Origin of the sequence: Pseudomonas sp. Snoq117.2, assembly GCF_900110545.1 — a bacterium.
GTDB lineage: Bacteria > Pseudomonadota > Gammaproteobacteria > Pseudomonadales > Pseudomonadaceae > Chryseomonas > Chryseomonas benzopyrenica.
The window spans coordinates 48,615-73,360 of sequence record NZ_FOED01000007.1; the positions used below are offsets into that span (position 1 = coordinate 48,615).

At 67.4% G+C, this 24,746-nt stretch carries 25 protein-coding genes; 9 read left to right on the plus strand and 16 right to left on the minus strand.

Features of this window, described 5'->3' with window-relative positions:
• The 4 genes from BMZ43_RS17665 to BMZ43_RS17680 form a co-directional block, all read right to left on the minus strand.
• Positions 1 to 1,437, minus strand: coding sequence for an NAD(P)(+) transhydrogenase (Re/Si-specific) subunit beta (locus tag BMZ43_RS17665; RefSeq protein ID WP_017638680.1), 1,437 nt, complete (start codon positions 1,435 to 1,437; stop codon positions 1 to 3).
• A 1-nt stretch (position 1,438) separates the two neighbouring features.
• Positions 1,439 to 1,753 carry an NAD(P) transhydrogenase subunit alpha part 2 gene (locus tag BMZ43_RS17670; protein WP_093255310.1) on the minus strand — a complete coding sequence of 105 codons (315 nt, stop codon included), beginning with the start codon at positions 1,751 to 1,753 and terminating at the stop codon, positions 1,439 to 1,441.
• A 39-nt stretch (positions 1,754 to 1,792) separates the two neighbouring features.
• Positions 1,793 to 2,911 carry a Re/Si-specific NAD(P)(+) transhydrogenase subunit alpha gene (locus BMZ43_RS17675; protein WP_093255312.1) on the minus strand — a complete coding sequence of 373 codons (1,119 nt, stop codon included), beginning with the start codon at positions 2,909 to 2,911 and terminating at the stop codon, positions 1,793 to 1,795.
• A gap of 124 nt (positions 2,912 to 3,035) precedes the next feature.
• Complete coding sequence (locus BMZ43_RS17680) at positions 3,036 to 3,908, minus strand: alpha/beta hydrolase family protein (protein ID WP_093255314.1); 873 nt, start codon at positions 3,906 to 3,908, stop codon at positions 3,036 to 3,038.
• A 73-nt stretch (positions 3,909 to 3,981) separates the two neighbouring features.
• On the opposite strand from BMZ43_RS17680, the gene BMZ43_RS17685 reads away from it, so the two are divergent.
• Together BMZ43_RS17685 and BMZ43_RS26550 are read left to right on the plus strand one after the other, a co-directional pair.
• On the plus strand, positions 3,982 to 4,545 hold the full coding sequence (locus BMZ43_RS17685) for a TetR/AcrR family transcriptional regulator (RefSeq protein WP_093255316.1): 564 nt from the start codon (positions 3,982 to 3,984) through the stop codon (positions 4,543 to 4,545).
• Positions 4,546 to 4,605: 60 nt separating this feature from the next.
• The gene (locus BMZ43_RS26550; RefSeq protein ID WP_177329639.1) at positions 4,606 to 4,743 is read left to right on the plus strand and encodes a hypothetical protein; all 138 of its coding nucleotides are present in this window, start codon (positions 4,606 to 4,608) and stop codon (positions 4,741 to 4,743) included.
• A gap of 606 nt (positions 4,744 to 5,349) precedes the next feature.
• On the opposite strand, the gene BMZ43_RS17690 is transcribed toward BMZ43_RS26550, so the two are convergent.
• Together BMZ43_RS17690 and BMZ43_RS17695 are read right to left on the minus strand one after the other, a co-directional pair.
• On the minus strand, positions 5,350 to 6,198 hold the full coding sequence (locus BMZ43_RS17690; protein WP_068383611.1) for an ureidoglycolate lyase: 849 nt from the start codon (positions 6,196 to 6,198) through the stop codon (positions 5,350 to 5,352).
• A 43-nt stretch (positions 6,199 to 6,241) separates the two neighbouring features.
• The gene (locus BMZ43_RS17695; protein WP_017638687.1) at positions 6,242 to 6,982 is read right to left on the minus strand and encodes an SDR family oxidoreductase; all 741 of its coding nucleotides are present in this window, start codon (positions 6,980 to 6,982) and stop codon (positions 6,242 to 6,244) included.
• 347 nt (positions 6,983 to 7,329) lie between these two features.
• On the opposite strand from BMZ43_RS17695, the gene BMZ43_RS17700 reads away from it, so the two are divergent.
• The gene (locus tag BMZ43_RS17700) at positions 7,330 to 8,160 is read left to right on the plus strand and encodes a PhzF family phenazine biosynthesis protein (RefSeq protein ID WP_068383609.1); all 831 of its coding nucleotides are present in this window, start codon (positions 7,330 to 7,332) and stop codon (positions 8,158 to 8,160) included.
• A gap of 7 nt (positions 8,161 to 8,167) precedes the next feature.
• On the opposite strand, the gene BMZ43_RS26555 is transcribed toward BMZ43_RS17700, so the two are convergent.
• On the minus strand, positions 8,168 to 8,335 hold the full coding sequence (locus BMZ43_RS26555) for a hypothetical protein (RefSeq protein ID WP_160329272.1): 168 nt from the start codon (positions 8,333 to 8,335) through the stop codon (positions 8,168 to 8,170).
• A gap of 176 nt (positions 8,336 to 8,511) precedes the next feature.
• On the opposite strand from BMZ43_RS26555, the gene BMZ43_RS17705 reads away from it, so the two are divergent.
• Positions 8,512 to 9,294 carry an aldolase gene (locus tag BMZ43_RS17705; RefSeq protein WP_064308437.1) on the plus strand — a complete coding sequence of 261 codons (783 nt, stop codon included), beginning with the start codon at positions 8,512 to 8,514 and terminating at the stop codon, positions 9,292 to 9,294.
• Positions 9,295 to 9,303: 9 nt separating this feature from the next.
• On the opposite strand, the gene BMZ43_RS17710 is transcribed toward BMZ43_RS17705, so the two are convergent.
• Together BMZ43_RS17710 and BMZ43_RS17715 are read right to left on the minus strand one after the other, a co-directional pair.
• Positions 9,304 to 9,585 (minus strand): hypothetical protein, encoded by a 282-nt coding sequence (locus BMZ43_RS17710; protein ID WP_068383607.1) that lies wholly within the window; start codon positions 9,583 to 9,585, stop codon positions 9,304 to 9,306.
• Between the two features lie 381 nt (positions 9,586 to 9,966).
• Entirely contained in the window at positions 9,967 to 12,054 is a 2,088-nt protein-coding gene (locus tag BMZ43_RS17715; RefSeq protein WP_068383605.1) for a hybrid sensor histidine kinase/response regulator, read from the minus strand.
• A gap of 316 nt (positions 12,055 to 12,370) precedes the next feature.
• On the opposite strand from BMZ43_RS17715, the gene BMZ43_RS17720 reads away from it, so the two are divergent.
• Positions 12,371 to 13,732, plus strand: a complete 1,362-nt coding sequence (locus BMZ43_RS17720; RefSeq protein ID WP_017638693.1) for an MFS transporter — start codon at positions 12,371 to 12,373, stop codon at positions 13,730 to 13,732.
• 153 nt (positions 13,733 to 13,885) lie between these two features.
• A complete protein-coding gene (locus tag BMZ43_RS17725; protein ID WP_093255318.1) occupies positions 13,886 to 14,950 on the plus strand; it encodes a 2-isopropylmalate synthase in 1,065 nt (354 codons plus the stop codon).
• Here BMZ43_RS17725 and BMZ43_RS17730 read toward each other — a convergent pair.
• Both BMZ43_RS17730 and BMZ43_RS17735 read right to left on the minus strand, forming a co-directional pair.
• A complete protein-coding gene (locus tag BMZ43_RS17730) occupies positions 14,913 to 15,725 on the minus strand; it encodes an AraC family transcriptional regulator (RefSeq protein ID WP_177344825.1) in 813 nt (270 codons plus the stop codon). The genes BMZ43_RS17725 and BMZ43_RS17730 overlap by 38 nt on opposite strands.
• On the minus strand, positions 15,725 to 16,219 hold the full coding sequence (locus BMZ43_RS17735) for a MarR family winged helix-turn-helix transcriptional regulator (protein WP_017638696.1): 495 nt from the start codon (positions 16,217 to 16,219) through the stop codon (positions 15,725 to 15,727). The genes BMZ43_RS17730 and BMZ43_RS17735 overlap by 1 nt, the downstream gene beginning before the upstream one ends.
• Before the next feature lie 78 nt (positions 16,220 to 16,297).
• Here BMZ43_RS17735 and BMZ43_RS17740 point away from each other — a divergent pair, with 78 nt between their 5' ends.
• The gene (locus BMZ43_RS17740; protein ID WP_256563006.1) at positions 16,298 to 17,512 is read left to right on the plus strand and encodes an MFS transporter; all 1,215 of its coding nucleotides are present in this window, start codon (positions 16,298 to 16,300) and stop codon (positions 17,510 to 17,512) included.
• A gap of 10 nt (positions 17,513 to 17,522) precedes the next feature.
• Here BMZ43_RS17740 and BMZ43_RS17745 read toward each other — a convergent pair whose 3' ends face one another.
• The 3 genes from BMZ43_RS17745 to BMZ43_RS17755 all read right to left on the minus strand — a co-directional run bounded on the left by BMZ43_RS17745 (position 17,523) and on the right by BMZ43_RS17755 (position 20,799).
• Entirely contained in the window at positions 17,523 to 18,884 is a 1,362-nt protein-coding gene (locus tag BMZ43_RS17745) for an ATP-binding protein (protein WP_068383600.1), read from the minus strand.
• On the minus strand, positions 18,881 to 19,546 hold the full coding sequence (locus tag BMZ43_RS17750; protein WP_068383599.1) for a response regulator: 666 nt from the start codon (positions 19,544 to 19,546) through the stop codon (positions 18,881 to 18,883). The genes BMZ43_RS17745 and BMZ43_RS17750 overlap by 4 nt, the downstream gene beginning before the upstream one ends.
• Before the next feature lie 308 nt (positions 19,547 to 19,854).
• Positions 19,855 to 20,799, minus strand: coding sequence for a cation diffusion facilitator family transporter (locus BMZ43_RS17755; RefSeq protein ID WP_093255325.1), 945 nt, complete (start codon positions 20,797 to 20,799; stop codon positions 19,855 to 19,857).
• A 243-nt stretch (positions 20,800 to 21,042) separates the two neighbouring features.
• On the opposite strand from BMZ43_RS17755, the gene BMZ43_RS17760 reads away from it, so the two are divergent.
• Positions 21,043 to 22,716 carry a phosphoethanolamine transferase gene (locus BMZ43_RS17760; RefSeq protein WP_093255328.1) on the plus strand — a complete coding sequence of 558 codons (1,674 nt, stop codon included), beginning with the start codon at positions 21,043 to 21,045 and terminating at the stop codon, positions 22,714 to 22,716.
• 79 nt (positions 22,717 to 22,795) lie between these two features.
• Positions 22,796 to 23,338 carry a cytochrome b gene (locus BMZ43_RS17765; protein WP_093255331.1) on the plus strand — a complete coding sequence of 181 codons (543 nt, stop codon included), beginning with the start codon at positions 22,796 to 22,798 and terminating at the stop codon, positions 23,336 to 23,338.
• Here BMZ43_RS17765 and BMZ43_RS17770 read toward each other — a convergent pair.
• Both BMZ43_RS17770 and mntP read right to left on the minus strand, forming a co-directional pair.
• Positions 23,335 to 24,171 carry an SMP-30/gluconolactonase/LRE family protein gene (locus BMZ43_RS17770; RefSeq protein WP_093255334.1) on the minus strand — a complete coding sequence of 279 codons (837 nt, stop codon included), beginning with the start codon at positions 24,169 to 24,171 and terminating at the stop codon, positions 23,335 to 23,337. The genes BMZ43_RS17765 and BMZ43_RS17770 overlap by 4 nt on opposite strands.
• Positions 24,171 to 24,743, minus strand: coding sequence for a manganese efflux pump MntP (gene mntP / locus BMZ43_RS17775; RefSeq protein WP_017638704.1), 573 nt, complete (start codon positions 24,741 to 24,743; stop codon positions 24,171 to 24,173). Before mntP ends, BMZ43_RS17770 begins: the two co-directional genes overlap by 1 nt.
• Positions 24,744 to 24,746: the final 3 nt, after the last annotated feature.

The window sequence follows — 24,746 nt, forward strand, 5'->3', positions numbered from 1 at the left end:
CTAGTCGACCGCCTTGACCATCTCCTCGATGACCTTCTTGGCATCGCCAAAGACCATCAGGGTCTTGTCCAGGTAGAAGAGTTCGTTGTCGAGACCTGCGTAGCCGCTGGCCATGGATCTCTTGTTGACGATGATCGTCTTGGCCTTGAAGGCTTCGAGAATGGGCATGCCGGCGATGGGCGAGGTGGGGTCGTTCTTGGCGGCCGGATTGACCACGTCGTTGGCGCCGAGCACCAGCACCACGTCGGCCTGGCCGAATTCGGAGTTGATGTCGTCCATCTCGAACACCTGGTCGTAGGGCACCTCGGCCTCGGCCAGCAGCACGTTCATATGGCCGGGCATGCGGCCGGCCACCGGGTGGATGGCGTATTTCACCGTCACCCCGTTATGGACCAGCTTTTCGGTCAGCTCCTTGAGCGCGTGCTGGGCGCGGGCGACGGCCAGGCCGTAGCCGGGGACGATGATGACGCTGTCGGCGTTGCCCAGCAGGAAGGCGGCGTCGTCCGCCGAGCCGGATTTGACCGGGCGCTGCTCGCCGCTGCCACCACTGGCCGCGGCTTCCGTCGCCCCGCCGAAGCCGCCGAGGATGACGTTGAAGAAGGAGCGGTTCATCGCCTTGCACATGATGTAGGAGAGGATGGCGCCGCTTGATCCCACCAGCGAACCGGCGATGATCAGCATGGAGTTGTTGAGCGAGAAGCCGATGCCGGCGGCGGCCCAGCCGGAGTAGCTGTTGAGCATGGAGACCACCACCGGCATGTCGGCGCCGCCGATGGGAATGATGATCAGCACGCCGATGACAAAGGCCAGGGCCACCAGCACGGCGAAGGCGCCGAGGTTGCCGCTGAAGGTGAAGACCAGGCCCAGGGCGAGGATGGCCAGGCCGATCACCAGGTTGAGCGGATGCTGGCCGGCGAAGCGCACCGGGGCGCCCTGGAACAGGCGGAATTTGTACTTGCCGGAGAGCTTGCCGAAGGCGATCACCGAACCGGAGAAGGTGATGGCGCCGATGGCCGCGCCGAGGAACAACTCCAGGCGGTTACCGCTGGGGATCGGCTGGCCAAAGGTGGCGACGATGCCCAGGGACTGCGGCTCGACTACCGCGGCGATGGCGATGAACACCGCGGCCAGGCCGATCATGCTGTGCATGAAGGCGACCAGCTCGGGCATCTTGGTCATTTCCACGCGCTTGGCCATGTAGGCGCCGGCGCTGCCGCCCACCAGCAGGCCGACGATGACGTAGCCGATGCCCTGCACCGCCAGCTCGCTGCCGAGCTTGTGGATCAGCGCCAGGGTGGTGAGCACGGCGAGGGTCATGCCGGCCATGCCGAAGGCGTTGCCGCGGCGCGAGGTGGTGGGGTGGGAAAGGCCCTTGAGCGCCTGGATGAAGCACACCGAGGCGACGAGGTAGAGCAGGGTGATGAGGTTCATGCTCATGTCAGGGCTTCTCCACCGGGGCCTTGGGGGCCTTCTTCTTGAACATTTCCAGCATGCGGCGGGTGACCAGGAAGCCACCGAAGACGTTGACCGCCGCCAGGGCCACGGCCAGGGTGCCCATGGTCTTGCCCAGCGGGGTGACGGTGAGGGCGGCGGCGAGCATGGCGCCGACGATGACGATGGCGGAGATGGCGTTGGTCACGGCCATCAGTGGGGTGTGCAGCGCGGGGGTGACGTTCCAGACCACGTGGTAGCCGACATAGATGGCCAGCACGAAGATGATCAGGTTGTAGAGGCCGTCGGAAATCAGATCCATGGGGGCAGTCCTTCAAAGGCAGAGGGGCCGGGCTGGGGCTCAGGCGTTCTTGCGGCGCAATTCGCCGCCGTGGCACATCAGGCAGGCGGCGACGATGTCGTCGGCCAGGTCGAGGTGGAAGGCCCCGTCCTTGAACACCAGCTTGAGGAAGTCCAGCAGGTTGCGGGCATAGAGCGCCGAGGCGTCCGCCGGCACCCGGGCGGCCAGGTTGCCGTAGCCCACCAGGGTGACGCCGTGCTTGACCACCACCCGGTCCAGCTCTGTCAGTGGGCAGTTGCCGCCCTGGCTGGCGGCCAGGTCGATGACCACGGAGCCGGGCTTCATCTCGGCCACGGTGGCTTCGTGCAGCAGGGTGGGGGCGCGGCGACCGGGGATCAGCGCGGTGGTGATGACGATGTCGGCCTGCTTGGCGCGCTCGTGCACGGCCTTGGCCTGGCGCTCCATCCAGGTGGCCGGCATGGGCCGGGCATAGCCACCGACGCCTTCGGCGCACTGGCGTTCTTCCTCGGTCTCGAAAGGCACGTCGACGAACTTGGCGCCGAGGGATTCGATCTGCTCCTTGACCGCCGGGCGCACGTCCGAGGCCTCGATCACCGCGCCGAGGCGCTTGGCGGTGGCGATGGCCTGCAGCCCCGCCACTCCGGCGCCAAGAATCAGCACCCGCGCGGCCTTCACCGTGCCGGCGGCGGTCATCAGCATGGGCATGAAGCGCGGATAGTGGTCGGCGGCCAGCATCACCGCCTTGTAGCCGGCGATGTTGGCCTGGGAGGAGAGCACGTCCAGGCTCTGGGCGCGGGAGGTGCGCGGCGCCGCTTCCAGGGCGAAGGCGGTGAGGCCGCGGCCGTTCAACTGCTCCAGGGTCTCCTGGGCGAAGGGGTTGAGCATGCCGATCAGCACGGCGCCAGGCTTCATCAGCGCCAGCTCGGCGGCATTGGGCGCCGCGACCTTGAGCACCAGGTCGGCGCCCAGGGCCGCGGCGGCATCGCCGAGCTGGGCGCCAATGGCGGCATAGGCCGCGTCGGGCACGCTGGCGCGCTCGCCAGCACCCTGTTGCACCACCACCTGGTGGCCCTGGCCGATCAGTTTCTTGAGGGTTTCGGGGGTCGCGGCCACGCGCGTTTCCCCCGCACCGGTTTCCATCGGGACGCCGATCAGCACGGGTGTCACTCCTTGTTATTCGTGCCGCCACAATGGGACCTGGGGCAGCGGGATGACTGTCCGGAAACGACGGGGAGCTTTTGGAAAAGCGACAGGCGCGCCGTGTTGGCGGCCTGTTTGGGACTCAGCTCAGACCCGGTGAGCGGGGCAGGGCGGCGAACCAGTCCAGGGCGCGGTCCCACAGGGGCTGGGCGCCGACGCGGAAATAGCCCATGTGGCCAATGGCGCCGCCGTGCTGGCGCGGATCGAGGTCTTCGCGCTTGAGGTCGACGTTGCGATAGGCCTGCATGAAGGCATCGCGCGAGCGCGGCGTGGCCCAGAGGTCGTCCAGGGCGTTGACCGCGACGATGGGGGTGCGCACCTCGGCATAGCCGGCCTCGATGCCTCGCATGGCCGGGTCGTCGAAGAAGTAGTGGGGGTAGCTGCACCAGTGACGCCACTGGCGATAGACGTCGCGCGGCAGGTCTTCGCCCAGGCCCAGGGCGCTCCAGGGGCAATAGCCTTTCCACCAGGTCAGCACCGGCAGCACCAGCTTCCACATGCCCAGCACCTTGAGGCGTTCGAGCGGCGGCATGTAGCCGTGCCAGCCGGCGCTGGTGCCGAAGACGTAGAAGCCGGCGACCTTGGCGTGATTGGGCAGCAGGCCGAAGGCATGGCCGCCATAGGAGTGGCCGACCAGGTAGAGCGGGACGTCGCCCTGGGCCATGGCGTCCACGGCGGCGGCGAGGTCCTGGCGCGCCCAGTCCAGCAGGTCCATGCGAAAGCCCTTGAGCGAGGCGGGTGCTGAGCGACCGACGCCGCGATAGTCCAGGGTCAGGGTCTCGAAGCCGCGGGCCGCGGCGTGCTGGGCGAAGCGCCGGTAGAAGCCCTGGGGCACGGCGGTGGCGCCGGCGACGATCAGCCGTCCCTGCAGCGGCTCCTGGGCGAGATAGCGACTGGTGCTGAGGCGATAACCGTCCGCGGTGATCAAGTCCTCGACGAGGGCGTCGCTGAGCATGGGGTGGTCCCTATGACAGTTGTTATAATGCCTGGACGGTAGATTATGACGACTGTCATAGCAAGGAGAATGAATGACCGAGCAGTCGACGGTGCGGGAACGGGTAGTGGTGGCCGCGTCGGCCATGCTGGCGCAGCACGGCCTCAATGCCACCAGCATCCGCGAGACCATCAAGCGCGCCGAGGCGCCGCTGGGGTCCACCTATCATCACTTTCCCGGCGGCAAGCATCAGCTGGTGGTGGAGGCGGTGGAGCTGGCCGGTGCCCAGGTCAGTCGCGATCTGGAGCGGCAGCTGCAGGCTGGGGCCCTGGCGGGGATCCAGGGCTTTTTGCGGCTCTGGCGCGACATCCTGCTGGACTCGGACTTTCGCGTCGGCTGCCCGGTGATGGCGGTGGCGGTGGAAGAGCCGGTGGACGAGATCGCCCAGCGCGAGCTGGACGCGGCGGCGGGCATCTATCGCCGTTGGGAGGCGCGCTTGCAGGTGGCGCTGGTCGAGCATGGGCATTCGATTGATGCGGCCACGGGGCTGGCCACCTTGCTGGTGGCGGCGGTGCAGGGGGTGATTCCGCTGTGCCGTGCGCAGCGCAGCATCGAACCCTTCGACCGGGTCGCCGAACGTCTGGTGGCGCTGATCTAGCGGGAACGTAGCCGGGGCCGGCGGACTCCACCGAGGGCACTTCTTCTATCGGAGTACCTCATGAATCCCGAACCCGCGGACGACAAGCAGACCCCCCACGACTACGACGAATACGGCGACGTGCCGGATTCGGCGGACACCACCACCACTGAAGAGCGTGAGGACTTGGACGACAGTCCCTTGAGTCCGAAGCGGTAGGGGATTCGGTGTTTGGCGCGTGGACAAGGCTGCGCCGTTGTCCACCCTACGAGGCGCCACGATGCCGGCCCCTTGTTGGGCTTCGCTGCGCTCAGCGCCAACCTACGTCGAGTCTGGCGTAGGGTGGAAAACCGCAGGGCGTTCTCCACGCGTTGCTGCTTTCGGTTAACGCCAACCTAAAGGCTATTCACGGAGCCGCCCCCTCTCCCTCTGGGAGAGGGTTGGAGTGAGGGTGCTCACCCTTTGTTGGGCTTCGCTGCGCTCAGCGCCAACCTACGTCGAGTCTGGCGTAAGGTGGAAAACCGCAGGGCGTTTTCCACGCGTTGCTGCTCTCGGCTATCGCCAAACCTAAAGGCTATCCACGGAGCCGCCCCCTCTCCCTCTGGGAGAGGGCTGGGGTGAGGGTGCTCACCCTTTGTTGGGCTTCGCTGTGCTCAACGCCAGCCTACGTTTAGTCTGGCGTAGGGTGGAAAACTGCGCAGCGTTTTCCCCGTAGTGAGGTTCTCTGATTACTCCACGTGTGCTCTTCATCGGCATGACCATTTCCTCACCCCCCGTGCCCGTTCAAAACGGGCACGGCGATGTCAACGCGGATGAAGGGCGCTTTCAGTCGGCGGCGACGGTGCGCTGGTGCTGCTCGCCCAGGCCCTGGATGCCCAGGCGCATTTTCTGGCCGGGCTTGAGGTACACCGACTGCGGCTTGACGCCCATGCCCACGCCCGGCGGGGTGCCGGTGGAGATGACGTCACCCGGTTGCAGGCTCATGCAGCGGCTGAGGTAGGCAATGATCTGGGCCACCGTGAAGATCATGGTGCGGGTGTTGCCGTTCTGGTAGCGGTGGCCGTCCACCTCCAGCCAGAGGTCGAGGTTCTGCGGGTCGGCCACCTCGTCGGCGGTGACCAGCCAGGGGCCGAGCGGACCAAAGGTGTCGAAGCCCTTGCCCTTGTCCCAGGTACCGCCGCGCTCGATCTGCCACTCGCGCTCGGAGACGTCGTTGACCACGCAATAGCCGGCCACGTGATCCAGGGCATTGGCCTCGTCGATGTAGCGTCCGGCCTTGCCGATCACCACGCCCAGCTCCACTTCCCAGTCGGTCTTGGTCGAGTCGCGGGGGATCTGCACGGCGTCGTTGGGGCCGCAGATGGCGCTGGTCCACTTGTTGAACACCACCGGCTCCTTGGGCACGTCCAGCCCGGATTCGGCGGCGTGATCGGCGTAGTTGAGGCCGATGCAGATGAACTTGCCGACCCGACCGACGCAGGGGCCCAGGCGCGGTGCGCCGTCCACCAGCGGCAGACTGTTCGGGTCCAGCTGACGCAGCCGGGCCAGGGACTCGGCGCCGAGCGCCTCGCCAGCGAGATCGGCCACCTGGCCGGAGAGATCGCGAAGCCGGCCCTGGGCATCCAGCAGACCGGGTTTTTCCTGGCCCTGGGGGCCGTAGCGCAAGAGTTTCATCGGAGCTCCTATGAGGGGAAAAGGGTGCGGACGAAAAACGGCGTCAGACGCTCCAGCCGCCATCGATCACCTGGGCGGTCCCGGTAACGAAGGCGGCGGCGTCGGAGGCAAGATACAGGGCGAGGGCGGCGATCTCCTCCGGCCGACCCACGCGACCCATCGGCTGGCGGGCGGCGAAGGCGGCCTGCACCTCGGCTTCGCTGCGGCCTTCACGGGCGGCCTGGTCGGCGATGCGCTGGTGCAGCGAGGGAGAGTCCACGGTGCCGGGGCAGATGGCGTTGCAGCGGATGCCCTGGCCGACATAGTCAGCGGCCACCGACTTGGTCAGACCGATCACCGCCGCCTTGCTGGCGCCATAGGCGCAACGGTTGGCCACGCCCTTCAGGCTGGAGGCGATCGAAGCCATGTTGATGATGCAGCCGCCGCCCTGGGCCAGCATGCCGGGTAGCACGGCGCGGATCATCCGGTACATGGCGGTGGCGTTGAGTTCGAAGGAGAAGCGCCAGGCCTCTTCGTCGCAATCGAGGATGCTGCCGGCATGGACGTAGCCGGCGCAGTTGAACAAGACGTCGAAGCTGCCCAGCTCGGCGACCAGAGCCGACACGGCCGCGGCATCGGTGACGTCGAGCACCCGGGTCTGCAGGCCATCCAGGCTGTCCAGGGCGGCGGCATTGATGTCGGTGGCGATGACCTCGGCACCGGCGCGATGGAAGGCGAGGGCGGTGGCCCGACCGATCCCCTGGCCGGCGGCGGTGACCAGAACGCGTTTGCCTGCATGACTCATGCGGGAGACCTCTTGGCTGGCTTTTGTTATGGATCGCCTGACCGCCAATGGTCATGGGTCAGGCCGTCGGTCGTATTGTTTAGACCCCGCCAGGTTCACAGGCAAGGATTTTTTCGCGACACAATGCGCGACCTGAACGAGGCGGCAGTACCCCTTTCGGTGATCGGAAAGGCCAGGTTCCAACGATAGATCGCTGTCCGACTCCGCGTCCTCACCGCCGCCAAGTAGCTGCCGGGCAGCTTCTCTTCCGACACCCATCTGTACGGACCTTTCGCGGCTTGGCTGTGGCTGGTCCGGCCTGGGCTCCACCGGTGACAATCGGCTCTTTGCCCCAAGAGCCTGCCGCCATGTCCCTCGTTTTCCATCAGGTCGATGTCTTCGCCCAGCACCCCCTGGAGGGCAATGCCCTGGCGGTGGTCTGCGGTGCCGATCAACTTTCCACCGAGCAGATGGCCGCCCTGGCGCGCTGGACCAATCTGTCGGAGACCACCTTTCTCCTCGAGCCCACCGATCCGGCCGCGGACTACCGGGTGCGCATCTTCACCCCGGTCCGCGAACTGCCCTTCGCCGGCCATCCGACCCTGGGCAGTTGCCATGTCTGGCTGCGCGAAGGCGGACGACCCAAGGGCATCGAGGTGATCCAGGAGTGCGGCGCCGGCCTGGTGCCCATCCGCGCCGCCGGGGAGGAACTGGCCTTCGCCGCGCCGCCACTGCTGCGGAGCGGGTCGGTGGCGCCCGAGGTGCTGGCGTGCATCGCCCGTGGCACCGGCCTTTCGCCCGCACGCATCCAGGCCAGCCAATGGGCCGACAATGGCCCTGGTTGGGTCGCGGTGCTGCTGGAGTGTCGCGAGGAACTACTGGCGATCCGCCCGGACTATGCGGCGCTGGAAGGCCTCAACGTCGGCCTGATCGCACCCTGGACGGGCAGCGCTGCCGAGGCGCAGTTCGAGGTGCGCGCCCTAATGGGCGAGGAATTCGCCGAAGACCCGGTCACCGGCAGCCTCAACGCCAGTCTGGCGCAGTGGCTGATCCCGGCGGGCCTGGCCCCGGAGCGCTACCTGGCCAGCCAGGGCACGGCCATGGGTCGCCGTGGTCGGGTGCGGGTGGCCCGCATCGCCGACCGCATCTGGGTGGGCGGCGCGGTGCAGGATTGCATCCGCGGCACCCTTACCCTCTAGGCGCGGATCAGAGCCCGACCGAGCGTCCCTTGAAGCCGGCGGCATCGAAGTAGCGGGTGCTGCCGACATTCTGGGTCTTGAGTCCGGCGACCAGGCCGCTTGCCGCCGGCGCAGCACGCCGCACCTGGTGGCTGGCCTTGACCCGCTTGTTGCCCTCCAGACTCTCGCCGAGCACCCGACCAGTTGCCCCTTGGCTGGGATCTCCAGGGGCAGCAGGTGGGCCAGGGCTCTCTACGGAAGCGAAGACAGCAGATATATAACAAGAGACTGCTGAATCTTCATGATGATAGTCCCATGGCAGGGAGCGGCATCCTTTGTGCAGCGTTCCGGCCTCTTCCCAAGGAGCAACCCATGGCCCACGCCTTCGAGAGTACCGACGCCACTGCCCATCAGCTTGATCTGAATACCCCAGCCATCCGCCAGGCGCGCATCGATCTTGCCGCCTGCTTTCGCATGGCCGCCCGCCTGGGGCTGGGCGAAGGCATCTGCAATCACTTTTCCTTCGTGGTGCCGGGCCACGACGAGCTCTTCCTGGTCAATCCCTATGGGCTGGCCTTCGCCGAGGTGACCGCCTCCTCGCTGCTGATCTGCGACTTTGTGGGCGGTGTGGTCGTGGGGGAGGGGGCTCCCGAAGCCACCGCCTTCCATATCCACGCCCAGCTGCATCGGCTCAATCCGGGCGCCCGGGCGGCCTTCCACACCCATATGCCCAACGCCACGGCGCTCTGCCTGCTGGAAGGCGACCCCTTCGTCTGGGCTGGGCAGACCGCGCTGAAGTTCTATGACCGCCTGAGCGTGGACGAGGACTACAACGGCCTGGCGCTGGACGCGACCGAGGGCGAGCGCATCGCCCGGGCGGCAGGTGACGCGGCGGTGGTCATGCTGAAGAATCACGGACCCCTGGTGCTGGGGCCGAGCATCGCCGAGGCCTGGGACGATCTCTACTATTTGGAGCGCGCCGCCGAGGTGCAACTCAAGGCCATGGCCAGCGGCCGACCACTCAAACCGGTGGCGCCAGCCATCGCCCACGCCGCCTGCCAGCAGATGCTGCAGGGCAATGCCGACAGCGCGCGCCTGCACCTGGACAGCGTGAAGCGTCAGCTCATGCGGTTGGAGCCGGATTATCGGGACTGAGCGGGGCGGTCAGCCGCCGCGGAGGCGGCGCTGGGGCACGGCCTGAGGCTGAGGGGTGGAGCGGTCCAGGGAGTCGATTACGACACTGGGCAGCTGGGCATCCAGCTGCTCAACCAGGCGCTCGCGCAACTGGCGCTTGATCGTACGGCTCAGGTCGAGCTGTCCATGATGATCCAGGGCCAGAAAACCCTGCCAGAGCATCTCGATGGACAGGGACGGGGCCTCCGCGCCGAGGGGGCAGACATCGAAGGCGAGCGACGAGGCGGTGGCTGACGGCATCCTGGTGATCATGGCTGTCCCTCCTGGACGAGAGCCTCATGATGCCAGGGCCGGCGAATGTCGCTGCAGTGGCAAAGCGCGGACCCGTGGACTGTTGCGCATTTTGTCGGCGCGAAAAAAAGCCCGGGATCCTCCCGGGCTGAAAGCGCAGATGTCAGCTTCTACGATGCCTTTCGGCACGAGGTAGAGCTTGCCATCGTCCGGCTTATGGCTGGCTTAACGTGGTTAGCGAATCAACGAGGCCAGCAGGGCCATGCAGGCGATCAGGGTAAAGATCAGCAGCAGGTGAACCAGAGAGCGCTTGTCCATAGGCTTCTCGACAACAGAGGGCACTGAAAAAAGTGATGGCGAATAATATCAAAAAGCCATCATTCGTAATCGCTCAGGCTGGGTTCAGCGTTCGTCGAGCAGTAACTGGATGCGTCGCTCCAGCGTATCCAGGGTGAAGGGCTTGGTCAGCACCTGCATGCCCGCCTCGAGATCCCCGGCACCTATGACATTGGCCTCGGCATAGCCGGTGATGAACAGCACCGGCAGCTGCGGCTGCAGGCCGCGCAAGGCATCGGCCAGTTGGCGACCGTTGAGCGCGCCAGGCAGGCCGACGTCGGTGACCAGCAGATCCAGATGGCTGTCGGGCGGGAGCAGCGCCAGGGCGGTGACGGCATCGGCCGCTTCCAGCACCCGGTAGCCCTGGGCGGTCATGGCGTCCACCAGCAGGGTACGGATGGTCGGTTCGTCGTCGACCACCAGGATGGTCTCGCCCTGGCCGGGCAGGTTGGGTTCGGGCTCGGGATGGACCGGGGGGCTGACCACCGGCGTCAAGCCATGGCGCGGCAGATAGAGGTGTACCCAGGTGCCCGCGCCGGGGGCGGAGTCGATGCGGATCTCGCCCCCCGATTGCAGCACGAAACCATGCACCATGGAGAGCCCCAGTCCGGTGCCCTGGCCGAGGGGCTTGGTGGTAAAGAAGGGATCGAACACCCGCGCGAGGACCTCGTCGCTCATGCCGCTGCCGGTATCGCCCACGCTCAGGCGCACGAAGTCGCCCGGGGGCAGCGCCTGGTGCTCGGCCTGGGCTTCGTCGAGACACTCATTGCCCAGGACGATGCGGATGCGACCGCCGTCCGGCATGGCGTCACGGGCATTGAGGCAGAGGTTGAGCAGGGCGTTTTCCAACTGGGAGGCGTCGATGTGGGTCAGCCACAGCTGGGGATCGGCTTCGCGCTCCAGGGCGATCTGCGGGCCGATGCTGCGCTGGATGAGGTCTTCCAGACCGATCACCAGTCGTTCCAGCGCCACCGGTTGCGGATCCAGGGTCTGGCGCCGGGAAAAGGCCAGCAGCCGGTGGGTCAGGGCGGCGGCGCGCTGGGCGGCGCTGCGGGCGGTGCCGGTGTAGCGATCCAGGTCCTGCAGCCGGCCCTGGCGCAGACGCAGGTCGAGCATCTCCAGCGAGCCGAGGACGCCGGTCAGCAGGTTGTTGAAGTCATGGGCGATGCCCCCGGTGAGCTGGCCGACGGCCTCCATCTTCTGCGACTGGCGCAGGGCTTCCTCCATGACCTGGATGCGCTGTTGTTCTTCAAGGCGCTCGGTCACGTCGTAGGCGAATTGATAGGCACCGATGGAGCGTCCTTCGGCATCGTGCAGCGGGCTGAATTGCAGTTCGTAATGGCGCCGGCCCGGCCCTTCGCCCAGCGAGATGATCTCGCTGAAGGTCTCGCCGGCGAAGGCGCGGCGCCAGTGGGCGAGGATGCCGTCGCGCAATTCGGGCCGCTGCCTGAGGCTTTCGCTGAAGGAATCGCCGATGCGCGGCCGGACCCCGATCTCCTGCTCGAAGACATCGGCGCCGGAGCCGTTGATCGCCAGCCAGCGGAAATCGAAATCCAGCACCTGGATCAGGGCGGCGGCGCCATCCACCACGTTGGCCAGGATGCGATTGGCCGCCAGGGCGGCCTGTACCCGTTCTTCGAGGGTCTCGTTGAGTTGCCGCAGGGCCGCTTCGGCCCGCTTGCGCGGGGTGATGTCCTGGAACAGCACCGCGACCTGCCGGCGACTGGCCGGCTCGATGCGAAAGGCGGTGACGTCCAGATAGCGGCCGGTGGCCACCAGCTCCTGCTCGAAGCGGATGGCTTCGCCGGTCCGCAGCACATGGCCGTAGCGATCGAGCCAGGCCTGGGCCTCGTCGCCGACCATGTCGCGCAGCCTCTGGCCGACCACGTCGGGGATGCCGGCATGGGCGGTATAGGCCGGGTTGGCCTCGACATGGACATAGTCGCTCAGCGGTCCATGGGGGCCATCGATGAATTCGATGACGCAGAAGCCCTCGTCCATGGCATTGAACAGGAACTGGTAGCGCTCGTTGGCCAAGGTGGCGGCGCCTTCCCGGGGCGCCGCGCACGCGTCCAGCTGCTGACGCAGGTGACGATTGCTCTGCTCCAGCTCGGCGAGGCGCGCCAACAGGGAGGGGGTATCGGCGAAGGACACGGCAGGCTCGGCAGAAAAGATGAGGCGACGGCTTCGCTTCAAAGATGGGGCATTAGACGTCCGCGGGCGAGAAAGTGCCAGGCGCGTCACAGATCCTTCGCCCTCATATTTCTCGCTTGCCCACGTCCATTCGAGGCGCAGGGAGGACAGAGTCGGGCAGGGTGTTTACCCCCAGACGAGAGGGTTGACCACTCTGCTTTGGGTGGATTGACACCTTTGAAAGTCACTCATACGATGTCATATGAATATCTGGTAACAGCTTTCCAACGACCCCGGTTCACCCCGGTCAATAACAACAAGTCAGGAAGCCCATTCAATGACTATCCAGGTCACTCCCGAGACGGAGTCCGCCCTGCGGCCGCAGGACACGCCCGTCGCCGCTACCTCGCAAACCTCCCGTTTCACCCGCTATCGCTGGCTGATCTGCGCCCTGCTGTTCGTCGCCATCGGCATCAACTATATCGACCGCCAGATGATCGGCATCCTCAAGCCCACGCTGCAGGCGGACCTGGGCTGGACGGAGACCGACTACGCCAAGATCGTGTTCTGGTTCCAGTGTGCCTATGCCATCGGCTTCCTGACCTTTGGCCGCATCATCGACAAGGTCGGGGTGCGCATTGGCTACGCCCTGGCCTTCACCATCTGGACCATCGCCAGCATCGGCCACGGCATCGCCCACACCGTCACCCACTTCGTGCTGGTGCGCTTCACCCTCGGTTTCGGCGAGTCCGGCAGCTTTCCGGCCAGCCTCAAGGCGGTCTCGGAATGGTTTCCGCAAAAGGAACGCGCCCAGGCCACCGGGTTGTTCAATGCCGGCACCGCCATGGGACCTATCATCACACCTTTGCTGGTGCCGGCCATCACCCTGGCCTGGGGCTGGCGTGCGGCCTTCATCTCCATCGGCCTGGTCACCGCCCTGTGGCTGATCGCCTGGCTGCTGATCTATCGCCGTCCCCATGAGCACCCCAAGGTGAGTCGCGAAGAGCTGGCCTACATCCAGGCCGACGACGGCTCCCCGGTATCGGCCAAGCCGGCCGTCGAGACCAAGATCTCCTGGTTCAAGCTGCTGACCTTCCGTGAGACCTGGGCCTATGCCGCTGGCAAGTTCCTCACCGATCCGATCTGGTGGCTGTACCTGTTCTGGCTGCCGGACTTCCTCGGCAAGACCTATGGCCTGAATCTGAAATCCTTCGGTCCGCCGCTGATCGCCATCTACATCCTCGCCGATATCGGCTCGGTAATGGGCGGCTGGGGCTCCTCCAAGCAGATGAAGCTCGGTCGCAGCGCCAACCTGGCGCGCAAGACCACCATGCTGCTCTGCGCCCTGGCGGTCATCCCCATCGTCACTGCCCAATTCGTCTCCAGCCTGTGGCTGGTGGTGGGCATCATCGGCCTCGCCGCCGCGGCCCACCAAGCATGGTCGGCCAACCTGATGACCCTGCCGTCGGATCTCTTCCCCAAGGAAGCCGTGGCCTCGGTGATCGGCATCGGCGGTACCGCCGGCGCCATCGGCGGCATGCTGATGACCACCTACAACGGCTACATCCTGGAGATCTTCAAGTCCTACCAGCCGATCTTCATCGTGGCCGGCAGCGCCTACCTGGTGGCCATCGTGGTCATCCATGTGCTCACGCCGCGCCTCAAGCCGGTGCCGCTGGAGCGCATCTCGGTAGACTGATCGTTAGCGTCCGAGGCACACACAGCCGCCGGTCATCCCCGGCGGCTTTTTTCATGCCGGTGGCTGTCCGGATCGCGCAGGGCGCTGTCCTGCTCGCGAGCGCAGCGGCCAGGGTGGCCGGTCAGACTCTGGGGCCTAGCCCTGGAGTCTCCCATGCTCAAGCAACCCCAGACCAAGTACCAAGCCTTCGCCGCGCCCCACCTGCCCGATCGCCAATGGCCGGGCCGTCAACTGACCGAGGCGCCGCGCTGGTGCTCCACCGATCTGCGCGACGGTAACCAGGCGCTGATCGAGCCCATGGGACTGGAACGCAAGCGGCGCTTCTTCGCCTTGCTGCTGGCAGTGGGTTACCGGGAAATCGAGGTGGCCTTTCCGGCGGCGTCTCAGACCAATTTCGCCTTCGTGCGCGAACTGGTCACGGCGGACGGGCTGCCGGACGATCTCTGGCTGCAGGTGATGACGCCAGCGCGCCATGAGCTGATCGACCGCACCTTCGAGGCCCTGGTGGGCGTACCCAGGGCCATCGTGCATCTCTACAACGCCACCGCGCCGCTGTTCCGCCGGGTGGTGTTCGACCAGGATCGCGCCGCCACCCTGGCCATGGCGGTCGCCGGGACCCAACGCGTGTGCGCCCGGTGCGACGCCCAGCCGGAAACGGCCTGGACCTACCAATATTCACCGGAGACCTTCTGTTTCACCGAGGCGGACTTCGCTCTGGAGATCTGCCAGGCGGTCCGCGAGGCCTGGCAACCGTCGGCGGAGCGCCCGCTGATCCTCAATCTGCCGGCGACGGTGGAGGTGGCCACCCCCAACGTCTATGCCGATCAGATCGAGGGTTTCATCCGCGGCCTGGGGCCGGCGCCCCATGTGACCATCAGCGTCCATCCGCACAATGACCGGGGCACCGGGGTCGCTTGCGCCGAACTGGCCCAGCTGGCCGGGGCGACGCGGGTGGAAGGCTGCCTGTTCGGCAATGGCGAGCGCACCGGCAACGTGGACCTGGTGACCCTGGCGCTGAATCTCTACAGCCAGGGCATCGCGCCGGGGATCGATTTCTCCCGCCTGGAAGAGGTGGCCAGCGTGGTGGAAGCCTGCAACCAGCTGACGATCCACCCGCGCCATCCCTATGGCGGTCGTCTGGCCCTGGCCGCCAGCTCGGCGCAGCGCGCGGCCCTGGGGCTCATCGATCCAGCCGAGCTGGGCCGGGTGGCGGGCTAGGGACGACGGGCAGTTCCGTCTGGCCCCGATAGGCCGAGGGCGACACGCCCAGCACCTGGCGGAAGCGGGTGGCGAAGGCGCTGGGACTGGCATAGCCGTGGTCCAGGGCCACGTCGACGATGGCATGGCCGGCGGCCAGCGAGGTGAGACTGGAATCCAGTCGCGCCCGCTGCAGCCACTGGCCAAAGCTCAGGCCGGTCTCCTTGAGAAACAGCCGGCTCAGGGTGCGTTCGCTGACCGCCAGCCGCGTGGCGGCCCGGGTCAGCGTCCAGCGCTCGCCCGGGTACTGGCGCAGGTGGCGACAGAGGTCGGCGAGCGTGGCATCCACCGGCCAGGGCAGGTGCAGGCCGGCGGTGGGCGAGCCCTGCAACTCGTCGAGCATCAGCTGCAGGATATGCCAGGCGCGACCCTCGGCCGGTCGGTCGACCGGCAGGGGCAGGGCGGCCAGGATGAGTTCGCGCAGCAGCGGCGAGACGGCGATCAGCTGGCAGCGCGTCGGCAGCTCGGCGCGCACCCCGGGATCGACGAACAGGGTGCGCACCTCGACCCGGCCCAGCAGGTGCAGGTCGTGCTCTTCGCCGGCGGGTACCCAGACCCCCCGTCCGGGTGGCACCACCCAACGGCCCTGGGCGGTATTGACGATGACCACGCCGCAGAGCGCATGGATCAGCTGCGCCTGGCGATGGCGATGGGGCGGCACCCGTTCGCCATGGGCGTAGTCCTGGGCCACGGCGTGCAGGCCGTTGCATGAGCTGAAGTCGATGAGCCTGGTCATCAGCAGGGTGCGCGGCCGGCCAGCCACTTGCCCAGCAGGGCATCCAGCTGCTGCTGCTCGGCCTCGCTGAGGGTGGCCAGGGCGCGGCGTTCGTTGTCGACGTGGGCGGCCATCAGCCCGTCGATCAGGGCGAAGCCCGCGGCGGTAAGGGCGACCAGGGTACTGCGGCGATCCTCGGGATTCTTGCGCCGCTCGATCAGGCCGGCGCGCTCCAGGCGGTCGAGGCGATTGGTCATGCCGCCCGAGGAGATCATGGCCGATTCATAGAGCACCGTCGGGCTCAGGGCATAGGGTTCGCCGGCGCGCCTCAGGGTCGCCAGGACGTCGAATTCGCCATAGTGCAGCCGGTGTTCGTCGAAGAAGGGCTGCAGGACATCGCGACTGAGCATCTGGGCCACCTCACCCAGCCGACCCACCAGGCGCATGGGCAGGGGATCCAGATCGGGGCGCTCGCGGTGCCACTGGTCTACGGCGAATTCGGCGCGATCGGCCATCGGCTTACCTCGGGAATATATCTTGATGTTAAGATACTTCTCGTCAAGAGAAATACCGCTTCACTTTGGAGATTGTCCATGCTTTCCGCGTCATCATCATCCCCGACCACGCCCGCACCGCGCCAGGATGCCTTCCTCGCCGTGTTCTTGGTGCTGCTGGTCGGCCTCAATCTACGGCCCATCCTGGCCGCTATCGGTCCGCTGCTGGATGGCATCCAGGCCGCGACCGGCCTGGAAGGCAGTGGCGCCGGGGCGCTGACCACCCTGCCCATCGCCGCCATGGGGTTCTGCGCCCTGGGTGGCGCGCGCTTGCAGGTCTGGCTCGGTGAGCGCCGCGGCATCGCCCTCGGCCTGCTGCTGCTGGCCCTGGCCAATGCCTTGCGCTGGGAAGAGCCGAGCGGCCTGGGGCTGATCCTCACCGCCGCCCTGGGCGGTGTCGGCATCGCCCTGGTACAGGCGCTGATCCCGGCCTATATCCGCCGCTGCCATCCGCAGCGCACCAGCACCCTGATGGGGCTCTACACCACCGGCATCATGGGCGGCGCGGCCGTGGCGGCGGCCACCGCGGCACCCCTGGCCGAGCAGTGGGGCTGGGCCCAGGGCCTGGCGCTCTGGACCCTGCCGGTGCTGCTGGCGCTCGGCGTCTGGCTGGCCCTGGCCCGTCCGGATGCGCCGGCGCAGGATGCTGCACCTCGCGCACAACCCTGGCGTCAGCGCCAGGCCTGGCTGTTGCTGGCCTTCTTCGGCATCGGCACCGCGGCCTACACCCTGGTGCTGGCCTGGTTGCCGCCGTACTACACCGGCCTCGGCTGGCAAGCCGCCGACAGCGGGCTGTTGCTGGGCGGCGTGAGCCTGGCCGAGGTCAGCGCCGGTCTCTTGCTGTCGGCGACCATCGCCCGGCTGCGCAATCGCCGGCCGCTGGTGCTGGGCGTGCTCGGCGTGGTGCTGGTGGGGCTGCTGTGCCTGGCGCTGGCACCGCTGCAACTGGCGGTGCCCACCGCCATCCTGCTCGGTCTGGGCATCGGCGCGCTGTTTCCGCTGTCCTTGATCCTGGCGATGGACCAGGTGCGCGATCCCACCGAAGCCGGGGCCCTGCTCGGCTTCGTCCAGGGCGGTGGCTACCTGATCGCTAGCCTGGCGCCGCTGGCCGCCGGCATCCTGCGCGACTACCTGGACAGCCTGGCCAACGCCTGGCTGCTGATGGCGGTGGGCGTGGTGCTGCTGATGGGCCTCGGTCTGCGTCTGACCCGACCCGCGCGGCCGGTCTTGGCGCGCGGTTGCCAGCAGGCCTAGCCGTGTAAACCTAGCCCGCGCGCGGCAGGCGCAACTCCACCCGGAGGCCGCCCCGGGCGCGATTGCTGAAGCTCAGGGCACCGCCCAGCCGGCGGGCGATGGTCTCGACGATGGCCAGCCCAAGCCCGGCGCCCTGGGGATTGCCGGCACTGTAGAAGCGATCGCACAGCCGCGTGAGCTCGGCCTCGTCCACCCCGGGGCCGCGATCCTCCACCCGCAGCAACACGCCGTTGTCCTGGCTGGCCTCGATGCCGACCTCCACCGCACTGCCGGCAGGGGCGAAGGCCAGGGCGTTGGTGACCAGATTCTGCAGGGCGATGGCGATGGCATCCGGATCGCCCAGCACCGGTGGTCCGGCCTGGGCCGCCAGCACCAGTTCCACCTGATGCTTGAGTGCCAGGGGCGTCAATTCCGCCAGCTCTTCGCGCACCAGGGGTTCCAGGTCCAGCGCCTGGACCTGGGCGGCGCCGGGTTCCAGCCGCGCCAGGGTCAGCAACTGGCTGGCCAGACGGGTGGCTCGACCGACGCCCTGGCGCAGATAGCCCAGGGCTTCCTCGCGTTCTTCCGCCGTCTCGGCGTGCTGGGCGTTCTGCGCATGCAGATCGAGGATCGCCAGGGGGGTACGCAATTCATGGGCGGCGTCGGCGATGAAGCGGCGCTCGCGCTCGAGCAGGGCGCGCAACTGGGCGAGCTGGTGATCCAGGGCGCCACGCATGGGCTGCAACTCCGGCGGCAACGGTCCGGCCGGCAGCGGCGCCAGGCTGTGGGGGTCGCGCTCGCGCAGCTTGCGGGCGAAGTGCTGCAGCGGGCGCAGGCCCCAGCCCAGCAGCAACCAGAGCACCCCGACCAGCAGCGGCAGGCCCACCAGGGTCGGCCAGAGGGTATGGCTGACGATGCGCTGGATCAGGTCCTGGCGCAGGTCCTCGCGCTCGCCGACCCAGATGCGCAGGCCGCCATTGGCGGTACGCACCAGCATTCCGCACCATTCGCGACCGTTGTCGAACACCTCGTGCAGCCCCTCGGGCGGCACCTCGGCCAACCGCGGCGCCTGGCCGGACCGGGCCAACAACTGGCCGTCCGCGCTCCAGATCTGGAAGGTCAGCTGATTCTCGTAGGGGTGCGCTGGTACGCTGCCGGGAACGGGTTGCATGGCCCGGTCGAACACCCGGATCAGCTCCGGCCAGCGATCCGCCGCCGGCGTACCGGCCTGCAGCAGGCCTTCCAGCAGGCGCGCGCCCTGGACCAGCTGGGCGTCGTAGATGCCCTCGATCTCGCGATGGCTGTCGCGCAGGGCCAGCAGCGCGAGGGCCAGACTGCCGGCCAGCACCAGGGCCAGGGTGGGGGCGAGGATGCGGGTACGGATGGCGATCATGGCTGACGCTCCAGCAGATAGCCCACCCCGCGCACGGTGCGGATCAGGCCGCTGTCGAGCTTCTTGCGCAGGTTGTGGATGAGCACTTCCAGGGTGTTGCCCGAGGCCGCTTCCTGCCAGCCATAGAGCGCATTGCTCAGCCGCTCGCGGGTGATGACGGCGCCCGGTCGCAACAGCAGCTGGTGCAGCAGTTGATACTCCATGGGGGTCACCATCACCTCGGCGCCGCGATAGTGCACTGCCTGGCTGGCCGGATCGAGGCTGATGCCAGCGTGCTCCAGCAGCGGTTGCGCCCGGCCACAGCTGCGGCGGATCAGGGCCCGCAGGCGCGCCTTGAGTTCGTCCAGGTCGCAGGGCTTGACCAGATAGTCGTCGGCGCCGGCATCCAGGCCCTGGATGCGATCGGCCTTGGCATCGCGGGAGGTGAGTACCAGCACCGGCACCTGGCCGTCGGGTTGGCTGCGCAGGCGGCGCAGCAGATCGAGGCCGTCCAGCCGTGGCAGACCAAGGTCCAGCAATACCAGGTCGAAGCGTTCGGACGCCAGGGCGTGCTCGGCGGCCAGGCCGTCGGCCACCCAGTCCAGGGTATAGCCCTCGCCGCGCAGGGCCATGCGGATGCCCTGGGCCAGGGCCGCATCGTCTTCCACCAGCAGTACCCGCACGCCTGTCTTCCTCGCTCTGCCATGCCGCCAGCCCGTCATCATCGCCGCGAAGACCGGGCGCCGGCGAGGGCGACTGTTACCGGGCGTTGCATGCCGAGGCTGGTCTGAACAGTCGCCGAGCGAAGATCAGGCGAGGCGCAACGACTAACGGGAGTAACAGCCAATGGCTACCCGAAGGGTGAGCGCCAGCGAATCACATCCAGGAGGAAGCGGATCGGCCTCGCGCGCGAAGTTACGAGTGGTAAATGAGCATTCCGACCCAGCGGATTTTTAACGCAGCCTGAGCTGGCGCAGGCACTGTTCAGAGCCTAGGCGCAGTGCCCGTCGAGGGTGCCCGGCGGATCCACCTGCACCGTCACGTGCTGCAGCCCATGGCGACTGCGCAGCAGCTCGCCCACCAGGGTCGGCAACCGCAGCGGATCGCTGCCCGGCGCCGGGGTGATGTGCAGGGTGGCGATGCGGGTTTCGTCGGTCAGCGTCCAGACGTGCAGATGACCCACCTCGGCCACCTCCGGCAGGGCACGGACCGCCGCCGTGGCACCGGCCGTGTCGAATTCCCTTGGCGCGGCCTGCAACAGCACCGCGCCGGCATCGCGCACCAGGGTCCAGGCCGATTTGACGATGAGCAGGGCGACCAGGATCGACAGCGCCGGATCCAGCCAGGTCCAGCCGGTCCAGAGGATGCCCAGGGCGGCGGCGATGGCGCCCACCGAACCCAGCAGGTCGCCGGCCACATGGAGCAGCGCGCCGCGCAGATTGCTGTCGTCCTTGTGCCCGCCGTTCAGCACCAGGAAGCCGACGATATTGACCACCAGACCGATCACCGCCACCACCAGCATGGGGCCGGACAGCACCTCGGTGGGCTCGCGCAGCCGCATGATGGCTTCCCAGCCGATCCACAGGACCAGCAGCAACAGCGCGACGCCATTGGTCAGGGCGGCGAGGATGCGCACCCGGTGGAAGCCATAGGTGAAGCGGGCATTGGCCGCCTTGGCCGCCACGCGGTAGGCCACCAGGGCCAGCAGCAGGGCGGCGGCATCCGAGACCATATGCCCGGAATCGGCGATCAGCGCCAGGGAGCCGGACCACCAGCCGCCCACGGCCTGGACGATGGCGTAGCCAAAGGTCAGGACGAAGACCAGCTTGAGCTTGCGCTCGTTGTCGGCGGTGACCCGCGGGGCATGGGCGTGACCATGGCCGTGATCGTGGCCATGCTGGTGATCGTGATCGTGGTGCGGGGTGGAGCCACTCATCTACAGGTCTCCGAAGGGTTGAGGAGGCAGCGGGCAATAGCTTTTCTGTGACCATCCTGAAGCCTGAAGTGACTTCAGGGTCAAGCCGGCCTCCTACCGGCTGACCGCCTGGTCATCTGTTACCGCGCATGAGCCACTAAGACTTCATTAAGGTTCGCCCCTCAGGGTAGCGGCTTCCTGTCATTGGAGCCCGCTCATGGCCGCTCGCCTTCGCTTCCCCTTGCGCTTGCGCAGGGCCCCCTGATGCTGCTCGCGACGTTTTCCCGCCCCCGCGCCACGGGTTGGCGGCACTGGCGCAATCTGCTGGCCTTGAGCAGCTTGAGTTGCCTGCTGTTGCTGGCCGACGACTTCCTGCAGCAAGGCTTCACCCCCAACAACCGCGCCGAGCTGGAGGCGGGCTATGTCGCCGCGCTCTGGGTATTCAGCCTGGCGCTCTGCCTGAGCCATCTGCCACGCCTGGCAGTGGCCATCCTGCTGGGGTTCGCGCTGATGCAGCTGCTGCAGCTGGGCAACCTCAGCTTTTTCGGCGAGCCGCTCAGCGCCATCGATATCCAGGCTCTGCTGGGCGACACCGCCGAGGTGCGCCAGACGCTTTGGCTCAGCCTCCCCGAGCACTGGCCGGTGCTCCTCTGCGTGGGCCTGCCCTATGGGCTGCTGATCGCCTTGCATCTCTACCTTCCGAGCCGGGTGCCGCTGCCGGCCAGTCGCTGGGCGCTGCTGTTGATCGCCGCGGTGCTGCTGTCCAAACCCTATCGCGCCACCTATCGCAACCTCGATGCCTTCGTGCCCAGCCCCAGTCGCAGCGGCCTGCACAACAGCCTCAATGCCTTTTCCGCCTGGGCGGTGCGCCTGGCCGGGCGTGACGACGTCGTCCTGCCGCCCACCGCCTATGCGCCCTATAGGCTGGCCCAGGTGCCCAGCACCGCGCGACACGTCTGGCTGGTGGTGGCCGATTCCCTGCGCAGCGATCGGCTGGGCGCCTTTGGTTACGAACGCAATACCACCCCTGCGCTTTCGGCCTACCTGGCGGACAATCCCCAGGCGCTGATCCGGCCCGGGGTAGCGGCAGGGGTGGCCACCGACGTCAGTCTGCCCTATCTATTGAATCCCATCCGCGAGCCGGGCCAGGACCAGCGGTTGCGCAGCGGCGAGATCAATCTGTTCCGCTTCGCCCAGGCCGCCGGCTTTCGCACCTATTGGCTGTCCTCCCAGGAGTCCAAGTTGCTGGCGCACCTGGGCAGTCGCCACCTGGACGTTTCCATCACCCGCGAGGACCATCCGCTGCGCTTTCTGCAGCGCCAGGATCGCGCCCTGCTGGAGATCCTCGACGAACAGCAGTGGGCGCCACGCAATTTCGTGGTGCTCAACCTGCGCACCGCGCACCTGCCCTATGCGCAGAACTATCGGCACGAGACCACGCCCGCGCCCTGGCCGGACAGCGGCGCCGAGGGCCAGGCCAATGCCTACGACAATTCCCTGCACTACCTGGATGGCCTGCTCGCCGAGATTCTCGCCGACTTCGATCGTCTGGACGGCGAGCGCTATCTGATCATCACCGGCGATCACGGCCAGCGGCTGGGGGAGGGGGGTCACTGGGGCCACAACGACCTGGTGCCCGAGGTCAGCGATGTCCCAATGATCGTGGTGGCGCGCGATGCCCCGACCGAGGCCCTGGCCGAGCTGCAGGACGAGCGCTGGATCAGTCACTACGAAGCCGGCAGCTGGCTGGCGGAGCGCCTGGGTACCCGCATCGACAATCCCAATCGCCGCCCGGGCGAGTACTTCGTCCATGGCAAGCTCCTGTTCAGCGATAACTTCGTGCAGCGCGTCTGCGAATCGCCCACCGGCCTGGTGCACCAGCCGCCGCAGCAACTGAGTAAGTTGCTGCTGGACACCTCGGCGGCGCCCTGCGGTTAGTGCCGTTGCCGTCTTACCCTCGGCAACGGGGCACCGCTACACTGCCGGCGCCTTTTCACCTCAGTAGCAGGACCTCGTCATGTCTTCCGCCTCTCCTATTTCCCGCTATGCGCGCAGCGCCCGGTTGCTGCACTGGCTCATGGCCCTGCTGGTGCTGCTGGCCTATGTGCTGATCACCAACCGCGGCCAGTTCGAGCGGGGTTCCCTGGAGCGCCAGTGGGTGGTGCTCAGTCATTTCTGGGTCGGTCTGCTGGTCCTGGCGCTGGTCCTGCCGCGGCTCTTGGTGCGCCACCGCCATCCGGTGCCGCCGATCACCCCGCCACTGGCGGCAAGCCTGGAGGCGGTCGGTCGCCTGACCCACTATGCCCTCTATGCCTTTCTGCTCGCCCAGCCGCTGCTCGGGCTGTTCACCGTCTGGCTGACCATCGGCGCGGTGAAGATTCCTTCCAGCACCTGGGCCTTGCCTTCGCCCTTTCCCGTGGATCCGGAACTGTCCAAGTCGCTCAAGGGCGTGCACCTCTGGCTCGGCCAGGCCTTCTACTGGGTAATCGGCCTGCACGTGCTGGCCGCGCTCTGGCATCACCTGGTGCGCAAGGACGACACCCTGAGACGCATGCTCTAGCGCGGATCGAGGGCGATGATGCGGTCGCGCCCGCCTTCGGCCAGCAGGTAGCCGTCGCCTCGCGGCAGCAGCGCCTGGGGTGCGCGCAGGAAGGTCAGGATGGCGCGCGGGGCTGACTGGCGATCCCAGAGCAGCAGGCGGGCGCGGTGGGTGGAGTCTTCGCTGATCCACAGGCCGCGATGGTCGCAGAGCAGAAAGCTCGGTTCGCGCAGATCGCTCAGCGCCGGCGGATCACGGCCATCGTCGCTCAGCTGGCGCACCAGGCCACGGGATTTCTCGGTATAGAAGGCACTGCCATCCGGGCAGCGGGTAAAGGACTCCGCCTCGTCCAGGTGGTCGCGCAGCACGGTCAGGCTGCCATCGGCGGCGTCGTAGCGCAGCAGGCGTCCCTCGCCCTTGCGGTCTTCCACCGCATAGAGGCGCTTGCCTTCGGCCCAGAGGCCCTGGGCGTTGATGCCGATGAACAGATCACGACTGCCAGTGGCGTCGAACCAGCGGATCGGATGGGTGCCGCCTTCCTGGCTGTAGGCGAAACCCTCTTGGTAGGGCACCAGGCCATCGGGCTTGTACAGGCCCGCGCTGAGCACGCTGCGCCGGCCCTGGGCATCGATGCGCAGCAGGCGACCCTTGCCGTCCTTGAGTTCTTCCGCGGTGAGCAGGGCGTCGCCCTGCCAGGCCAGGGCACTGGCCTTGGCGATATCGGCATGGGCCACTGCGTAGCACCAGCCAGGCGCGGCCTGGGCCGGCCAGAAGCGTTGCCAGGCGAGAAAGCCCAAGGCTGCCAGTAGCAGGGCGACCAGGACGAGGAGCGCGCTACGCCACAGCGTGGCCATCAGGCGGCGACAGCGGCCAGGTGTTCATGAAGGATGGCCGCGCCGATCACGATCAGCACCACGCCGCCGAGCATCTCCGCGCGCTTGCCCACAAGATTGCCCATCACCCGCCCCAGCATCACCCCGGTGGTGACCATGACCATGGTGGCGAGCCCGATGGCCAGGGCGGCGGTAATGATGTTGACGTCGATGAAGGCCAGGCCCACGCCCACGGCGAGGGCGTCGATGCTGGTGGCCACGGCGGTCAGGGCGAGCAGCAGGAAGGAGTGCTGGCGGGGCTTCTCGGCTTCGGCTTCGGGCGCGCCGAAGCCGGCCCAGATCATGCGCAGGCCAAGCACGGTGAGCAGGGTGAAGGCGATCCAGTGATCCCAGGGCTGGACGTACTGCGCGGCGGTCAGGCCGATGGCCCAGCCGATCACCGGGGTGATGGCTTCGATGACGCCAAAGATGGCGCCGGTACGCAGGGCTTCACGCAGGCAGGGCTTGTGCAGGCTGGCACCCTTGCCGACGGCGGCGGCAAAGGCATCGGTGGACATGGCGAAGGCCAGGAACATCAGGGAAGCGGGGTTCATCGT